Origin of the sequence: Halomarina halobia (assembly GCF_029338575.1) — an archaeon.
In the GTDB taxonomy this organism is placed as follows: domain Archaea; phylum Halobacteriota; class Halobacteria; order Halobacteriales; family Haloarculaceae; genus Halomarina; species Halomarina halobia.
In genome coordinates, this window is sequence record NZ_CP119992.1 from 2,317,918 (window position 1) to 2,334,157 (window position 16,240).

A 16,240-nucleotide genomic window follows, 5' to 3' on the forward strand; every position below is an offset into this window, starting at 1 on the left:
GGAGTGGAAAACGCAATCGGAACGCCCGAACCAACCATGAAGAGAACACTCAAATCCGCGCTGGTCATCGTCGTCCTCGTAACCGTGGTCCTCGGATCCATGGGAGCGCTGGCGGCGCAGAACGACGGTAACCAGGCGAACGGTAACGGTAACGACACTGACGGCAACGTGTCCCCCGGCGACGGAAACGGCGGCGGAAGCGACATGTTTGACGTCGAGAGCGTCGATGACGGCCTCGACATCGAGAGCGACGACCAGGAGATCGAACATACCGAAGACGGTGACGTCGAGGTCGAGGACCGCGACGGCGACTTCGACTACGAGACCGCGAACGACGGTGACGACGTCGACCTCGAGAGCGAGGACCTCGAGATCGAGGAGTCCGATGACGACGCCGAAGTCGAGAACGACAACATCGACTACGAGACGACCGCCGACGGCGATCTCGACTTCGAGAGCGTGGACGGCCCCGTCGACCTCGAGTTCGATAGCGACAGCGGCGACGTCGACATCGAGTCCGCCGACGACGAGATCGAACAGCGCGACGGCGACCTAGAGTACGAGAACGACGACGTCGAGTACGAGAACAGCGGCGACGGTGACGTCGAGTACGACGACGACGACCACGACGTCGAGCAGGACGACGACCGCCTCGAAGTCGAGGGCAACGACGGCTTCGACGTCGAGAGCGACGGCGAGCGCGCCGACATCGAACACAACTGATCGCACCCGCTGACCGGAACCCACGCCCCGATTTTTCGACACCGACGCTCGCACGGGTAGCGATGTCGGCGAACGCTCGGCTCGGTCTCGCGGGTCGGTACCCACGATATCACGGAAGAAGGAGCGACGAAGAAGGAGCGACGAAGGAGGAGCGACGATCGACGACCGTCACCGATAGTCGTCGATGGCGAGTACTATCGTGGTCCAGATCCAGGCCCGGGGGTTGTCGCAGTCGTACAGCAGGGCCTCGTCGGCTTCGAGTTCCAGCACGGCGTACCGAGCGGTGTCGCCCGGCGGTTGGGTGGTCCCCGCTCCGGTGTCGTTCACGTAGTTCATGTGGGTCTCCTGGACTTTTTTCGGCATCGTGGCGGGTCGAACCGTGGATCCGTGCCCGCGCGCCCGCGATCCGCGCGGCGTTCGCGCCCCCGATAGTACAGACGAACGTGTCTGGCCGTTCCCGTCCGTCCGTTCGGTGTTGATGCTCGGCTATACACTGGCGACCGACAGAAGTGTACTGTCCGCCTAATCAGTTAGGAGCACGCGGGCCTATGCGAATCACTGTCACGGGGCCTCGGCGGGCTCCGGCGCGTCCCGCTCCACGTCGAGTTCGTCGCCGCGCTGTTCGATCCCGTAGCCCGGTCCCTCGATGTCGACGTCGCCGTCGCGGTCGATCTCGATCTCGAGGCCGTCGTCGGTGTCGAGCTCGACGCTGCCGTCGTCGTTCTCGTAGTCGAAGCCGTCGCCCTCGACGCTGGTGTGCCCGGCTTCCTGCTCGATCTCCCAGCCCGCGGTTTCCACGTCGGCGTTTCCGCCGTCGTTCTCGTAGTCGATGCCGTCTCCCGTCACGTCGAGTTCGTCGCCGCGCTGTTCGATCCCGTAGCCCGGTCCCTCGATGTCGACGTCGCCGTCGCGATCGATCTCGATCTCGAGGCCGCCGTCGGTGTCGAGCTCGACGCTGCCGTCGTCGTTCTCGTAGTCGAAGCCGTCGCCCTCGACACTGGTGTAGCCGTCGGCTCGCTCGATCTCGACGGCCGTGCCGTCAGTGTCCCTCTCGCCGCTGTCGTCGCCGTCGCCGACTCCGATCCGGGCCTCCGCGCCGTCGGCGGTACTGGCGTATCCGCCGGGCGGTTCGCCCGCGACCGGAGCGCCGGTCCGCGCGTCGTCGACCGGTACCGCCGGCGCACCGGTGCTGACCCAGACGACGGCGATCAGTGCGATCAGTGTCAGGTTGTACTTCCCGTTCATCTCACCCCTCTCGGGCAGGCCGACCCCGCCACCCTCGGAGGTAATTGACACCGCACCTATATGAACTGGTCACCGATGGGGTCGTGCGCGCCCGACCCCGGACGCTCGCGCGCGGGCGAACACGTCCCGACGAGTGGAAACACGTACGCCCCGAGAGCTCGCTCACGTTAATTGATCGACGTTAGACATGTGCCTGGGACCGAACGTCGTCCGGACGAATGACGCATCGGATCACGGAGGTTCGCGCGTAACGTGAGGGCTCCGGAAATACGGGAATACAACGGCCGAAACGCCGTTTCGCGTCGCTGTTCTTCGAGAAGCGCAGCCCGGTCCCCGCCGACCCCTACGACCCACCGACAGTTTTGGACAATTTGGAGAATTAATGGGAGTATGTGCGTTTATTTGATGTGCTACTGTAAAGAACGGTAGGCGAATCGGAATATTTAATAAGCGATACCAAGCTTGGGTGGTTACTGGGTGGTAACCAGGCCCACAACGGAACGGCGATAAAACAACCGACATATCATGATCCATAGAGATACATCTACGCCCGTGAACCGGCGCCAGTTCCTGCGAGCGGCCGGTGCGGTGGGCGGCATAGCCACGCTCGGCGTCGGCGGTTGGACGTTCCTCGATCGGGAGGAGTTCGTCGAGGTCAACGTCGGCTACGCGGAGGAGAGCGGGCTCGACGCCGCACTGTCCGAGGCGTCGGAGGTCGTCCGTGAGTTCGACTTCGACGCCGTGACACTTCGCCTCCCGGAGAGCGTGGCCGGGTGGCTCGCCGGGCAGCCGGACATCCGGTACGTCGAGGCGAACAGTCAGTTGCGCCTCCACGACCACGACGAGACGAGCGAGGAGCGACCGTCCCGTCCGGAGTCCGTCCCGAACGGCGTCGAACGGATCGAGGGTACCGCCGCTCACGAGAGCGGGATCACTGGAAAGGGGGCCTCCGTCGCGGTCCTCGACACCGGGATCGGGAGCACGCACACCGACCTGCGGCCGAACCTGGGCGACGGGAAGGCGTTCGCGGAACGCAGCGAGGAGGTGATCGTCGACGAGGACGAGGACGGGACGAAGATCATCATCGACGACGACGCCGAGGAGAACTCGGATCTCCCCCCGTGGCAGGACGACCACGGGCACGGCACGCACGTCGCCGGCATCGCGGGTGCCGTCGACAACGGGCAGGGCGTCGTCGGCGTGGCACCCGAGGCGACCCTCCACGCGGTCAAGATCGGCTCCGAATCGGGCATCGAGGCCTCCGACGTCGCCGCCGGCATCCAGTTCGTGGGCGATCAGGGGTGGGACGTCGCGAACCTCAGCATCGGCGAGGAGGAACCGTCGGGCGTGATCGGGGACGCCTGCACGTACGCCTACGAGAAGGGCGTGCTGCTCGTCGCGTCCGCCGGGAACGTCGACGAGGGGGAGGACAACAGCATCGTCCGCTATCCCGCGGCGTACGACGACGTGATCGCGGTGAGCGCGACGACCGGCACCGGCGAACTCGCCGAGTTCTCGCTGACCGGCCCGGAGATCGAACTGGCCGCGCCGGGCGAGGACATCTACTCGACCGTACCGGGCGGCGACTACCGGGCGAACTCCGGCACGTCGATGGCCTCCCCGCACGTCGCCGGCGCGGCGGCGCTGCTGATGGCCGACAGGCGCTCGAACGTCGAGGCGCGCAAGCGCCTGCGCGAGACCGCCGAGGACGTCGGTCTCGACGCGACCGAGCAAGGCAACGGCGTGGTCAACGTCGCGCGGGCGTTCGGCCTCGAGCGGTAGGCGACGCCCGTCGAACGAGTGGTGCGCTCGGCGCGTACGCGGCAGGTCACCGGGCGGTTCTCGTATTTCATATCGCGAAGTGTGATTTATCGACGCCCGTAGGGGGAGCGGTTATCCCCTCGGAGCCGAAGGCGGAGGTATGACCGACGTGCAGATTCTCGTCTACGACGGGTTCGACGAACTCGACGCGGTCGGCCCGTACGAGGTGTTCGCCTCGGCGGCCGCCCTCGGTGCCGAGATCGACGTCTCGCTGGTGACGCTCGACGAGCGCGACCGGGTCGAGGCGAGTCACGGCCTCCGGGTCGAACCGGACGGCGTCCTCGACGATCCGGACCTCCTCGTGGTTCCCGGCGGTGGGTGGAACGACCGCAGTCGGCAGGGCGCGTGGCGCGAGGTCGAGCGCGGCGACCTCCCGGAGGCCGTCGCGCGCCTCCACGCCGACGGGACGACGCTCGCCTCAGTCTGCACCGGCGGAATGATCCTCGCGAGCGCGGGCGTCCTCGACGGCCGCCCCGCCGTCACGCACGCCGGGGCACTCGACGACCTGCGCAGGACGGACGCAGAGGTGCGCGAGGAGCGCGTGGTCGACGACGGCGACGTCGTCACCGCCGGCGGCGTCACCTCCGGGCTGGATCTCGCGCTTCACCTCATCGAGCGCCTCGCCGACGCCGAGATAGCCGATCGGGTGGCGACGGAACTGGAGTACGAGCGGCGGTAGGGGAAGCCGTCGGACGCGGCGACCGCGCCGCACGGTTTATCCGGCGCGGCGGGATACGGGTGGCATGACCGGGAGCGAGCGCGCGTCGGCCGACGCGCCCGACCCCAGCGAGGCGTTCCGCCCGCTCGGCAACGAGGTGCGCACGCGCACCCTCGCCGCGCTGCTCGAACCCGAGGAGGGCGAGGGGGCAGGCGTCGCGCCCGCGACGAAGACCTTCTCGGAGCTGTTCGAGGCGAGCGGCGCGGAGACGACCGCGGGGTTCGCCTACCACCTGCGACAGCTGACCGATCACTACCTTCAGGAGACCGACGACGGCTACACCTTTACCTACGCCGGACTGCAGGTCGCCCGCGCCATCGTCAGCGGCGCGTACACGGAGAGCGTCGATCGCGAACCCGTCGAGATCCCGGATCCCTGTCCGCTCTGCGATGAGGCGGGGCTGCACGCCGCCGCGACCGACAACACCGTCTCCGTCTCGTGTCACGGCTGCGGGCGGGACGTGCTCGCGCTCCCGTTCCCGCCCGGCGGGCACCGGACGAACGACGACGAGTCGCTTCCGGCGGCGTTCGACCGCCTGCACCGCCACCGCGTGGCGCTGCTGGTCGGCGGCACCTGCCCGGAGTGCGGCGGGCGGGCGACGGCGCGCGCGGAGTACGCCGACCGTGAGGGCGACGCTACGGATGCCGCGGATGCCGCGGACGCCGCGACGTCCCCGCGCCCGCCGCGCCTGCACCTCGCCTGCACGGCCTGCGGCTACGCGCTCCGCTGTCCGGTCACGCTGGCGGTGTTCGACCACCCGGCGGTCGTGGCCTTCTACTACGACCACGGGATCGACCTGCGCGAGCGGCCGATCTGGAACGTGGGGCGGGAGTGGCGGGAGGCGGTGCTCTCCGCCGATCCGTGGTGCGTGCGCGTCTCGACGGAACTGGAGGGGGAGACGCTAGAACTGCTCGTGGGTCGCGACGGAACCGTGGTCGCGGCGGAGCGTCACTCGGCGTCTGAGTCCGCCCCCGCCGCGCCGTCGACGGCGCGGTAGCCGTCGTCGTCGATCACCGCGACGGCGATGAACTCCTCCTCCACGTCGTCCTCCTCGCTCAGCACGTCGCGCGCCAGCGCGACGGCGTCGTCGAGGCCCATCTCGGGATCGTACCGCTCCTTCAGTCGCTCGCGGATGCCGTCGCTGCCGCCGCCGATGGCGGTCGCGCGCCACTCGTAGGGCGTCCCCGAGGGGTCGGTCTCGAACAGTCGCGCCTCCCCCTCCACGAACCCGCCGACGAGCAGCGCCGCGCCGAAGGGGCGCGCGCCGCCGGACTGGGTGTACTCCTGGATGTGGCGGCTCACCTCGGTCGTGAGTTCCTCCGTGGCGATGGGCTGGCCGTAGCGCAGTCGCTCGATCTGCGCCGAGCGGCGCGCCACGTCCACGAGCTGTCGGGCGTCCGCGACGTGTCCCGCGCTGGCGACGCCGTGGTGCTCGTCGATCGCGTGGAGCTTTTCGACGCTACGGGGTTCGAGCAGGGGCGAGCGCACCCGCCGCGTCGCCGCGAGGACGACGCCCTCCTCGACCCGGACGCCGACGCTCGCGCTCCCGCGCTTTACGGCCTCGCGGGCGTACTCCACCTGGTAGAGCCGCCCGTCGGGCGAGAAGATGTTGCTGCCGCGATCGTACGCCTGTCGGTCGTCGCCTCGCATCACTGGAGCACCTCCCTGACGTCGTCGTGGGTGTCGATAGTCACGCCGTCGGCGGTGATACGCGCGACGGTTATGCCGTTTCCGCTTGCCGTGTCCCGCTCCAGGGCGCTCGCGACCGCCCCCGCGGCGGCCCGGACGCCCTCCTCCAGCGACAGGTCCTCGCGGTACCCGCGCTCCAGCGCGCCGGTCGCGAGCGTCGTGCCGCTCCCGCTCGCGGTGTAGGCGTCCTCCAGGACGCCGCCCGCGCCGTCGATGCTGAACACGCGGGGCTCCACGGTGCCGTCCGCGTCTGCGTCCGCGTCGTCTCCGGTTCTCCCGTCGTCCCCGACTCGACCGGCCGACGCGGTCGGCACGTCGACGCCGCCCAGGACCGGGCTGGCGGGGGTTCCGCGCAGGAGCTGTCCGGCGGTCTGTGCGAGCGCGTCCAGGCCCATCGGTCGGCCGCGGCGGGCCTCGTAGAGGTTCGCCTCCGCTCGGAGCTGGCGGATGAACGCCTGCGCCCCGCCGACCGTCCCGGCCATCGTCACGGCGGCCCGCGGGTGCACCTGCTCGATCTTCATCGCCCGCTTGTTCGAGACGAACCGCCCGCCGAGGCTGGCCCGGCGGTCGGCGGCCAGCACGACACCCTCGGCCGTCCTGAGGCCGACCGTGGTGGTGCCGGTCTTCAGCACCGCGTCGTTTTCCATACCCGTTCTGGACGCGCCCGCCGGATAAGCCCTCGCTAAAGAACCCTTTAGCTGGCTCCTCGACGCTCCTCTCCTCTCTCCTCACCCTTCCCTTATCTCGACCTCTCCTCGGCTCTCCTCGTCCTCCCGTCCGTAGTTCGCGCGGCGCAACCGCTTTCCCGGGCCGCCCCGGTAGGACGGGCATGGAAGCCGAGGCAGACGCAACCGACGCGGACTCCCTCGCCGACCGCGAGTGGCGGCTGATCCGCGAGGAGTCGCTTCCGGGGCCGATGTGCATGGCGCTCGACGCGGTCGCCGCCGAGACTGCCGCCGCCGGCGGGCCGCGAACCGTCCGGGTCTACCAGTGGGATCCGAGCACCCTGTCGCTCGGCTACCACCAGGACCCCGCCGACGTCGACTGGTCGTTCTGCGAGCGCGAGGGGATCACCGTCACCCGGCGTCCGACGGGCGGCGGCGCGATCTACCACGACCGCGAGGGCGACGTCTCCTACTCGATCGTCGCCCCGGCCGCGGAACTCCCGGGCGACCTGATGGAGACCTACGAGCTGCTCTGTCGCCCGCTCCTCGACGCCTGCGCGGCGATGGGCGTTCCCGCCGACTTCGTCGAGGTGGGCCACCCCGAGCTCTACCAGCCCGCGTGCTACCTCCGGGAACTGCACCCCGCCCACGACGTGGTCTACGCCGGGCGCAAGCTCTCGGGCAACGCGCAGTATCGCCGCCGCGACAGCGTCATCCAGCACGGCTCGCTCACCTACTCGGTGCGCGCCGAGCGCACCCTCGGCTGTTTCACCGGCGCGGACGTGACGCCGGAGGAGTACCGCGAGCGCGTCACTGGCATCGACGAACACAGCGACATCTCCCGCGAGGAGGCGGTCGCGACGCTGGAGGCGTCGCTCCGGGAGTGGGCCGACGCCGAGGCGGGCACCTGGACCGACGCGGAGTTGGAGCGCGCAGAGGAGATCGCAGCGGAGAAGTTCGACAGCGACGCGTGGAACCGGGAGCGGGTCGATCCGTTGGGGTGACTCGGTACGTCTCGCGTTTCTGGTCCGGGACGCTGACCTCGAAAGCCCTCGTTTCGAAGGGAGGAGACAGAGACTACCCCGAAAGCCCTCGGCGGCTACGCTCCCGGGAGACACGCTGTGCTCCTCGCTCGGTTCGCCGTTGCACTCGCTCCCTCGTTGCGGTGCTTGCGGCCTCCGGGTTCGCGTACCCCCTTCGCCGTCGGAGCGCAGCTCCGACGAGCTCCCGCTCGCCTCATCGCCGGCCGATGGCCGGCTTCCAGCGGGACCGGAGGTCCCGCCCGGCTCGCGGGAACGCCCGTTCGGTCCGCCAGGAGACTCGTCGTACTCGTCTCCTGAGCCCCCGTTCGCTCGCGCCGCTCGCTCACGGAGACACCAGGGACTGCACCGCGCCGTACCGCACCGTACGCCTGCCCTCCCCCGGGTCGGGCGACGGGCCGCCCTCCCGGCCACGTCGCCGTGCGGCTGGGCGCGCTTCTCTGCGCGCCCGACGGAGTCGGGTAGGGATCCCGGCGCGGCTCCTGGCGGAATCGCAAAGGGCGAGGGCTTTGCAGGCGTTTTCGCTCCTGTCTCTTTGGCCCCTCCAGCAACCGCTAGCCGGTTTCCGAAGTGCCTATGCCCGACAACGAGTAGTTATGGCTAGAAATGCTACGAGTCGGAGCACACGTCTCGGTCGCGGGCGGCGTCCACAACGCCGTCGAGAACGAGGTGGCGGTCGGCGGCAACTGCGGGCAGATCTTCACCCACTCGCCGCAGGTGTGGCAGGATCCGAACATCGACGACGAGGAGGCCGCCGAGTTCCGCGAGGGGACCGCGGCCCACCTCGACGGACCGTGGGTCATTCACTCCTCGTACCTCGTCAACCTCTGCACCCCGAAGGACGATCTGCGCGCGAAGTCCATCGCCTCGATGCAGCGGGAGGTCGACGCCGCCGCCAAGCTGGACATCCCCTACGTGAACGTCCACCTCGGCGCGCACACCGGCGCGGGCGTCGAGGCCGGCCTCGCCAACGCCGCGAGCGCGCTCTCCGAACTCGATATTCCACATGATGTCACCGTCCTCGTCGAGTCCGACGCGGGCAGCGGTACCAAGCTGGGCGGCGAGTTCGAGCACCTCGCGACCGTCCTCGACGACTGCGACCGGGACCTCGACGTCTGTCTCGACACGGCCCACGCCTTCGCCGCGGGGTACGACCTCTCGACCGCGAAGGGCGCGAAGGACACGATCACCGAGTTCGACGACGTGGTCGGTCTGGAGCACCTGATGTGCATTCACCTCAACGACTCGAAGCACGCCTGCGGGACGCACAAGGACGAACACGCCCACGTCGGCGAGGGGGAGATCGGCGTCGAGGGCATGACGACGCTCATCAACGACCCGCGCATCGAGGACGTGCCGCTCGTGCTCGAGACGCCCACCGAGGACGGCAGGGGCTTCGAGTGGAACATCGAGCGCGTCCGGGAACTGCGGGAGGACTGACGCGGTTTCGACGCCGAGATCGCCGCCGCCGGTTCGGCGCGTAACCGCACCGTTTTCACGCTACCTCCCCACCGCCCGGTAATGCGCCGGTTCTCCGCCGACTACCTGACTGCGACCCGCGAGGGGATGTGGGAGGTCCGCGACGCGCTCGCCCCGCTCTCACTGTCCGACCGGGCGGTGATCCTCGACGTGGGCTGCGGGACCGGCGAGCTCTCGGCCGTGCTGGCGGCGGACGCACCCGACGCCGCCCGCGTGGTCGGCCTCGACCGCGACGCCGACCTCCTGGGAGCGGTCCCCGAACCGGTTCACCCCGTCCGCGCCGACGCGCTCTCGCTGCCCGTCCGCGACGGGGCGGCGGACCTGGTGGTCTGTCAGGCCCTCCTGATCAACCTCCCTGACCCGGTCGCCGCGGTGCGCGAGTTCCGGCGCGCGTCGTCCGACCTCGTGGCGGCGGTCGAACCCGACAACGGCGCGGTGACGGTCGAGTCGACCGTCCCGGCGGAGGAGCGCCTCGCCGCCCGCGCCCGCGAGCGTTACGTCGCCGGCGTCCCGACGGACGTGACCCTCGGCGCGGTGCCGGGGCTCTTCCGCGAGGCGGGGCTCGTCGACGTCGAGACGCGCCGCTACGACCACGCGCGGGTCGTCGAACCGCCGTACGACGAGCGGTCGCTGGAGGGAGCGAGGCGCAAGGCGACGGGGTCGCGACTCGGGAGTCAGCGTGAGACGCTACTCGCCGGCGGTCTGACCGACGACGAGTACGACGCGCTCCGGGCCGACTGGCGCGCGATGGGGCGGCGCGTCGTCGAGCAGATGGGGAGGGGAGAGTACCGTCGCCGCGAGGTCGTCCCCTTCCACGTGACGGTCGGACGGGTGCCATGACCGACGCGGTCGGAGTGGGCGCTCCGCGTCGATCCGTCTGGGGGGGAGCGAAGGGAGCGAGCGGACGCGCCGACCCCCCGAAGGAGCGACGAGACGAGGGGCGGTTTCCGTGGAGGACAGTCCGTTAGAACCGCGAAGCGGTTCCGAGGACGACAGCAAACCCTCTCGGCGGACAGGCGACGCCGCGACCGATTCCGTGAGGTGTGGCGTCGCACAACCGCGGAGCACCTCACGACGACTCTCACGTCATGGAGGCTCTGGTCCCACTTTCCGTCATAAATATACGGACCGAACGCCCGATTCGAGCGCCACCGCCGACGCCGGCGTGGCGGCCGCGGACAGCGCGAACGGACGACGAAGCCGTCCGCGACGAGTGCGCCGAGCGAGCGGACCGAGGGGCGACGTTGGTTCGCCCTCAGACCACGTCGCCGCGGACGGTCATTCCCTCCTGCTCGCGGCGGTACGCTTTCACCGCATCGGCGGCCTCGCGCGCCTCGTCCTCGTCCATGCCGAGCATCGCGAGCGCGTCGTCGAGCGTGGGGAAGATCAGGTCCCCCTCACGCAGCTTCTCGAACGCCGTCTCCGAGCGCGTGCCGTCGATCCACAGGCAGACGCCGCGCGGATCGAGGATCTGTTCGTACGCCTCGCGCGCGACCGCGCCCTTCAGCCGCTGGGTGACGTTGTTCTCGAACCCCGTGTTACACACTTCGAGGTGGATCGGCTCGTCGGGCGCGAGGAGGTGCGCGGCGAGACACTGCTCGGGGGCGACGTGCCCGTTGCGGTTGGCGCGGATCGCCCCGGGGTGCTCGTCGGCCCACTCGGCGGCGACGGTCTTGCCGACGCCGCGCACGCCGTGGCTCTCGACGAACTCGGCCTCCCGGCCCGCGTCCCCGTGAAAGAGCAGGTCCTTGGTGAGGTAGACGTCGATCCGCTCGACGGGGTCGAGGCCGAGCGCGAGGTCGCCGTAGACCCACACCTCGCGGACGGGCACGGGCATCGTCTCGCGCTCGACCGTCTCGACGAGGCGCTCGACGCGTTCGGCGGCCTCCCGGCGGGAGAGAGTCATCGCCGTGTGTAACCGTCGCGGACGAAAAACCGTTTCTCCGCCCGTCTATTCCGCTCGATTGTATCGCGATAAATTATATGTCGCGATACGAAATCAGTCTCGGATAACAACTGGCCGCGAACTATTTCAGCGAGCGCGCGCAGTCATCGATCATGACCTCTCTGCCGGTAGAGGTGCCGCTGTCCGTGGTACAGATCTCGGACGCCACGCCAGCCGGGGCCACGGCGCTGTTCATGCTGCTTAGCTTCGACCTCATCGTCGTCACGCTCCTCACGTTCGTCTTTTCGGCGATCGGCCGACGGACGGACGTCCTCTCGGGCGTCGGCCCGTCGCTCCCCTCGCCGACGGGCGCGTTCCTGCTCGCCGGGGGACTCGTGGTGGTCGTCGAACTCGCGCAACTGCACTTCGTCGCCGCGGCCGTGCTCGCGGGACTCTGTGCGGTGATGGGGGCGCTCGCGGCGGTACTCCTCGCCGCCTTCGACGAGGAGGGGGCGGGCGAGGACGGCCCCCGCGAGGAGCAGATCTCGGACTGACGCCGTTCTCCCCGCATCCTCTCGTCGTCCTCTCCTCGATCGCCCCTCCCCCGGTTTGCTCCCGCCGCTCTCTATGCGTAACGGTGATTGCGCTCGATCGGATAGCCAGGGGTGATGGACTGCGAGAAGTGCGGCAATCCGGCGGTGATGCACGCCGCGTACTCGGGGCTGCACCTCTGCGAGAGACACTTCTGCCGGTCGGTCGAGAAGCGCGTCCGCCGCCGGATCCGCGAGGACGCGTTGCTCTCCCCGGACGCGACCCCCGACGACCCCGAGACGTGGGTCGTCGGCCTCTCGGGGGGGAAGGACAGCGTCGTGCTCACCCACGTCCTCCACGGGACGTTCGCGAAGGACCCCCGCGTGGAGCTGATCGCGCTCACGATCCACGAGGGGATCGAGGGCTACCGCGACGCGTCGCTCGACGCCTGCCGCGACCTCGCGGCGGACCTCGACCTCCGTCACGAGGTGGTGACCTACGAGGACGAGTTCGGCCTCCGCATGGACGACGTCGCCGAGTCCGATCCGATGGGGATGGCCCCCTGCGCCTACTGCGGGGTGTTTCGGCGGGATCTCCTTTCGCGGTACGCCGAGGAGTTCGGCGCCGACAAGCTCCTCACGGGCCACAACCTCGACGACGAGGCCCAGACCGCGCTGATGAACATTCTGGAGGGGGACGTGAGCCAGGTAGCGAAGCACTTCGACGCCAGCCTCGGTGGGTTCGACGAGCGCGCCGAGGTCGACGAGTTCGTTCCCCGCGCGAAGCCCCTGCGCGACGTCCCCGAGAAGGAGGTCGCCCTCTACGCCCACCTGCGTGACCTCCCCGCACACATCACCGAGTGCCCACACGCGAGCGAGGCCTACCGCGGGGAGATCCAGCGCCTCCTGCTCGACCTGGAGGAGAACCACCCCGGAACGCGCCACTCCATTATGGCCGGCTACGAGGAACTCGCGGGCATCGCCGCCGAGCGCTACCGCCAGGGCGAGGGGCCGGAGATGCGCGAGTGTGAGCGCTGCGGCGGAACGACGACGCGACGGTTGTGCCGAAAGTGCCAACTGATCGAGGCGGTCGAGGCGGCGTAAACGCCCGTTTTCACCGGTTTCGGTTCCGTCGCGACCGTCGCGGTCGCCGTACTCGTCGTACACGTGGTGACCGCCGTAAGCCGCGAACGCCGGCGGCGCTCGGCGTGAAGAACGGGTGGATAAGGTGGTATCCGCGTCCGCGAGGTCAGCGGATGACGTCGAGTCCGTTGTTCTGTTCCAGTTCGGGAGTGCCCCCGTCGGTCTCGCTGTAACTGTAGTTCTCGGTGCTCTCGCCGTCCAGCGCGCGCCGGGAGGCGTCGGCCTGCTTCTGGGTCGTGGGGCCGAGGATCTGGGCCGACTGGACGCCGGTCATGATCGCCATGACGCGGACCTTGCCCTTGTACTCCTCCTGGATGCGCGCGCCCCAGATGACGTTGGCGCTGGCCTCCAGGCGGTCGGTGATGTTCTGAGCGATGCCCTCGGCCTCCTTCAGCGTGAGGTCGGGGCCGCCGGTGATGTGGACGAGGCCGCCGGACGCGCCGCGGTAGTCCACGTCGAGCAGCGGGTGGTTCATCGCGTCCTTGACCACCTCCTCGGTCTTGTTCTTGTCCTGGGTCTCGCCGACGAGCATCACCGCGACGCCGCCCTGGTTCATGATCGTGGACATGTCCGCGTAGTCCAGGTTGATCAGGGAGGGCTGGGTGATCGTCTCCGAGATGCCCTTGACGGTCTCCGCGATGATCTGGTCCATCACCGAGAACGCCTTGCCGATGGGGAGGTTGGGCACGTAGTCGAGCAGGCGGTTATTGTCGAGGACGATGATGGAGTCGGCCTCGTTGCGGAGCTTCTCGAGGCCCTCCTCGGCCTTCACGGTGCGTGCGCGCTCGACGTTGAACGGCGTCGAGACCATCCCGACGACGATCGCGCCCTGCTCCTTCGCGATGTTCGCGACGACGGGTGCCGCGCCGGTCCCCGTTCCGCCGCCCATCCCGGCGGTGACGAACACGAGGTCCGCCTCGCCGAGCACCTCCTTGATCGTCCCCTGGGCCATCTCGGTGGCTCGTTCGCCCATCTCGGGGTCGCCGCCGGCACCGAGCCCGGCGGTGAGGGACTTGCCGACGAGGATCTTGGTGTCGGCCTCGACCATCTTCAGGTGCTGCTTGTCCGTGTTTATGGCGACGGTCTCGGCACCGTCCACGCCGATGTTGTACAGGCGGTTGACCGTGTTGTTGCCCGCGCCGCCACAGCCGACGATGACGATGCGCGGCTCACCGAACTCGTCGTCGTCCGACGATCCGGACATCTTGCGCTGTTCTTTCTCGGCGTTCTCGAGCGCCGAGTTGACGATGTCCTGCATCTACGCTCTCGCCCACGGACGCTTGTTCTGCCGACGCTCGGCGTTCTCTTCGTTGATCATGTCGCGCACGGCCGCCCGGATCGCCTCGCTCCGATTCGGGTATTCGCCGGTCTCGACCATGCGTTCGACCTCTTCGATCTGCTGCTTCGGAATCCGTAGTGTCACACGCTCCATGTTAGTTTTCCCCTTGTGTCCGGTAAGACGGCGGGCCATTGTCACACCGGCCCGTCGTCTTACACGTCGAAACCGCAAGACGGCGCGGGGATCATCCCGGCACCGCCCCGTGTAAGACGAACGTCTTACGCAGGTGTTTACATATACCGGCGTATAATAAATCTTTGCCCTCGTGTAAGACACGACGGGGGACAGATCCCGACTCGACGTATTACTGACGGTCGAGCACGTCGGCCGCCGGCGTGCGACGGCCGCAGCCCGGACAGAAGCTCCAGTCCGAGCGCACCTCGTCGCCGCAGTCGCAGAAGACCCGGTGGCTCGCCTTCTCCCCGCAGTTCGGGCAGAACACGTGCGACGCCGACAGCTCCTCCCCGCACTGACCGCACGGCCGCGTGCGCTCGCGCGCGTCCGGCGAGTTCGCCGCGTCCACCGCGTCCGTCCCGGCCGTCGCGTTCAGCGCCTCGCCCGCGCTCCCGTCGGCGTCCGTAGGCGTCGCTGTCTTACGCGAACTCCCCTCCGACGTCTCGGTGACCGTCCCCGCCCCCTCCACCGCGACGGTGAGGTTGATGTCCTGCCCTCGGCCCGTCGGTTCGGGCGCGCTCGCCTCGCGGACGTACGCGAGAACGTCGGGGAGAATCCGGGGGAGGAGTTGGGGGAGCACGGCGTCGGCGATGTCGTCGCTGCGCTCGTCGAGGGCGGCGTCGATCCTCCGGTCGATGCGTCCGTCGAGATCACGCTCGCGGTCGGCGTCGTCGGACGCGGGGGACGGAGACGCATCCGCCGCGTCTTCCGCGCCCGCGTCTCGCGCGCCGTCGAGGTACGCTCGGAGCGCCTTGCGCATGACCTCGCTCTTGGAGGCGTCGTACTCCTCCAACCGGGAGATGAGGTCGTCGTCGGCGCGGAACGTGATCTTGCTCATTCGATCGTGTATCACATGCTGGCAGAGGCATATGAATCTTCCTGCGTCGTCGGACGAACGACTGACACGAGTCCGAAGGATAAGGGTTAAATCCGGTCCCGTGCTCGTTTCTGGTAGACCGCCCTTAGCTCAGTCTGGCAGAGCAGTCGACTGTAGATCGACTTGCCCCCCGTTCAAATCGGGGAGGGCGGACTTTTCCTGCGAACGGTGTGAGCAGCGAAACGTCCCTCCGAGCACGAAATCGGGGGAGGGTGAATTCGTCTTGCAGACCCGACCGAGATGAGCCCAGCGGGTCGTCGGATTCCCCCTGCCCCTCTCAGTCCCGAACGGTGCGCCAGACAGCACGTCCGACAGTGAGCGGATGCGCGAGCGGCGTGAGCAGTCGACCGATCCCGCGGTCCGGTTCGTGGAAGACGCCCAGTTGTCGGAGTACGGTGGCCCGGTCGTAGTAGATGCGCTCGCCGGCGAGCTTGCCCCGCTCATCGAAGGAGTAGACCGCACACAGCGGGAACTCCACCCGGCGGCCAGTCCCCGGTAGCCCTCGCCACGGTCCCGTGTGGGTCCCGCCGATGACGACCTCCAGGATCACGTGCTCGTCGGTCACGTGACGGCGCTGTACGTCGATGTGCAGGTCGGGCACCGCCCGCAGCAATCCCTCGTAGTACGCGCGGACGCCGTCCCGACCCGTGTGATGGTCGTGCCACGGCGTATCCTCGTACTCGGGGGCCGCGCCGAAGGTGTCCATCACGGCGTTCAGGTCGTGTCGGTTCTCGTGCCGGACGTGCTCCTCGACGAGGGCAAGTCGGGACTCGCGCTCCTCCCGCGCGTCGCTTCCGGGCGAGTCATCCACTGTCATGACCGTTCACCATCGACCGTATGCGATGAGCGGACATAGCGGTGCGGGGAGCGGCGACGGACATCGGCCTATCGGGTACTCTGTGTACTACGTCA

General features: G+C 68.8%; 18 protein-coding genes and 1 tRNA gene. 10 read left to right on the forward strand and 9 right to left on the reverse strand.

What is annotated here, in order from left to right:
• Positions 1 to 36: 36 nt before the first annotated feature.
• The gene (locus P1K31_RS12230; RefSeq protein WP_276303602.1) at positions 37 to 723 is read left to right on the forward strand and encodes a hypothetical protein; all 687 of its coding nucleotides are present in this window, start codon (positions 37 to 39) and stop codon (positions 721 to 723) included.
• A 168-nt stretch (positions 724 to 891) separates the two neighbouring features.
• Here the strand turns inward: P1K31_RS12230 and P1K31_RS12235 are convergent, their stop codons facing one another.
• Positions 892 to 1,086 carry a hypothetical protein gene (locus P1K31_RS12235; RefSeq protein ID WP_276303603.1) on the reverse strand — a complete coding sequence of 65 codons (195 nt, stop codon included), beginning with the start codon at positions 1,084 to 1,086 and terminating at the stop codon, positions 892 to 894.
• 198 nt (positions 1,087 to 1,284) lie between these two features.
• Positions 1,285 to 2,019, reverse strand: coding sequence for a hypothetical protein (locus P1K31_RS12240; RefSeq protein ID WP_276303604.1), 735 nt, complete (start codon positions 2,017 to 2,019; stop codon positions 1,285 to 1,287).
• Positions 2,020 to 2,520: 501 nt separating this feature from the next.
• Here P1K31_RS12240 and P1K31_RS12245 point away from each other — a divergent pair.
• From P1K31_RS12245 to P1K31_RS12255, 3 genes are all read left to right on the forward strand, one after another.
• Entirely contained in the window at positions 2,521 to 3,750 is a 1,230-nt protein-coding gene (locus tag P1K31_RS12245; RefSeq protein ID WP_276303605.1) for a S8 family peptidase, read from the forward strand.
• Positions 3,751 to 3,889: 139 nt separating this feature from the next.
• On the forward strand, positions 3,890 to 4,468 hold the full coding sequence (locus P1K31_RS12250) for a DJ-1/PfpI family protein (protein WP_276303606.1): 579 nt from the start codon (positions 3,890 to 3,892) through the stop codon (positions 4,466 to 4,468).
• Between the two features lie 64 nt (positions 4,469 to 4,532).
• Positions 4,533 to 5,504 carry a DUF7351 domain-containing protein gene (locus tag P1K31_RS12255; protein ID WP_276303607.1) on the forward strand — a complete coding sequence of 324 codons (972 nt, stop codon included), beginning with the start codon at positions 4,533 to 4,535 and terminating at the stop codon, positions 5,502 to 5,504.
• Here the strand turns inward: P1K31_RS12255 and P1K31_RS12260 are convergent.
• Entirely contained in the window at positions 5,456 to 6,157 is a 702-nt protein-coding gene (locus tag P1K31_RS12260; protein ID WP_276303608.1) for an archaeal proteasome endopeptidase complex subunit alpha, read from the reverse strand. The two genes, P1K31_RS12255 and P1K31_RS12260, sit on opposite strands and share 49 nt — an antisense overlap.
• The gene (locus P1K31_RS12265; RefSeq protein ID WP_276303609.1) at positions 6,157 to 6,843 is read right to left on the reverse strand and encodes an Ntn hydrolase family protein; all 687 of its coding nucleotides are present in this window, start codon (positions 6,841 to 6,843) and stop codon (positions 6,157 to 6,159) included. The genes P1K31_RS12260 and P1K31_RS12265 overlap by 1 nt, the downstream gene beginning before the upstream one ends.
• A 182-nt stretch (positions 6,844 to 7,025) precedes the next feature.
• Between P1K31_RS12265 and P1K31_RS12270 the strand changes: the two genes are divergently transcribed.
• The 3 genes from P1K31_RS12270 to P1K31_RS12280 all read left to right on the forward strand — a co-directional run bounded on the left by P1K31_RS12270 (position 7,026) and on the right by P1K31_RS12280 (position 10,220).
• Entirely contained in the window at positions 7,026 to 7,865 is an 840-nt protein-coding gene (locus P1K31_RS12270) for a lipoate--protein ligase family protein (RefSeq protein ID WP_276303610.1), read from the forward strand.
• A 642-nt stretch (positions 7,866 to 8,507) separates the two neighbouring features.
• Complete coding sequence (locus tag P1K31_RS12275; RefSeq protein WP_276303611.1) at positions 8,508 to 9,341, forward strand: deoxyribonuclease IV; 834 nt, start codon at positions 8,508 to 8,510, stop codon at positions 9,339 to 9,341.
• An 81-nt stretch (positions 9,342 to 9,422) separates the two neighbouring features.
• Positions 9,423 to 10,220, forward strand: coding sequence for a class I SAM-dependent methyltransferase (locus P1K31_RS12280; RefSeq protein WP_276303612.1), 798 nt, complete (start codon positions 9,423 to 9,425; stop codon positions 10,218 to 10,220).
• Positions 10,221 to 10,635: 415 nt separating this feature from the next.
• Here the strand turns inward: P1K31_RS12280 and P1K31_RS12285 are convergent, their stop codons facing one another.
• A complete protein-coding gene (locus P1K31_RS12285; RefSeq protein WP_276303613.1) occupies positions 10,636 to 11,286 on the reverse strand; it encodes a DUF7095 family protein in 651 nt (216 codons plus the stop codon).
• A 152-nt stretch (positions 11,287 to 11,438) separates the two neighbouring features.
• Between P1K31_RS12285 and P1K31_RS12290 the strand changes: the two genes are divergently transcribed.
• A complete protein-coding gene (locus P1K31_RS12290; RefSeq protein WP_276303614.1) occupies positions 11,439 to 11,819 on the forward strand; it encodes a hypothetical protein in 381 nt (126 codons plus the stop codon).
• Positions 11,820 to 11,933: 114 nt separating this feature from the next.
• Entirely contained in the window at positions 11,934 to 12,899 is a 966-nt protein-coding gene (gene ncsA, locus P1K31_RS12295) for a tRNA 2-thiolation protein NcsA (RefSeq protein WP_276303615.1), read from the forward strand.
• Positions 12,900 to 13,044: 145 nt separating this feature from the next.
• Here ncsA and ftsZ read toward each other — a convergent pair whose 3' ends face one another.
• The 3 genes from ftsZ to P1K31_RS12310 form a co-directional block, all read right to left on the reverse strand.
• On the reverse strand, positions 13,045 to 14,196 hold the full coding sequence (ftsZ, locus tag P1K31_RS12300; protein ID WP_276303616.1) for a cell division protein FtsZ: 1,152 nt from the start codon (positions 14,194 to 14,196) through the stop codon (positions 13,045 to 13,047).
• Positions 14,197 to 14,370 (reverse strand): transcriptional regulator CdrS, encoded by a 174-nt coding sequence (gene cdrS / locus P1K31_RS12305; protein ID WP_276303617.1) that lies wholly within the window; start codon positions 14,368 to 14,370, stop codon positions 14,197 to 14,199.
• Positions 14,371 to 14,581: 211 nt separating this feature from the next.
• The gene (locus P1K31_RS12310) at positions 14,582 to 15,289 is read right to left on the reverse strand and encodes a double zinc ribbon domain-containing protein (protein ID WP_276303618.1); all 708 of its coding nucleotides are present in this window, start codon (positions 15,287 to 15,289) and stop codon (positions 14,582 to 14,584) included.
• Positions 15,290 to 15,407: 118 nt separating this feature from the next.
• On the opposite strand from P1K31_RS12310, the gene P1K31_RS12315 reads away from it, so the two are divergent.
• Positions 15,408 to 15,481, forward strand: a tRNA-Tyr gene (locus tag P1K31_RS12315).
• 124 nt (positions 15,482 to 15,605) lie between these two features.
• On the opposite strand, the gene P1K31_RS12320 is transcribed toward P1K31_RS12315, so the two are convergent.
• Entirely contained in the window at positions 15,606 to 16,145 is a 540-nt protein-coding gene (locus P1K31_RS12320) for an ester cyclase (protein WP_276303619.1), read from the reverse strand.
• Positions 16,146 to 16,240: the final 95 nt, after the last annotated feature.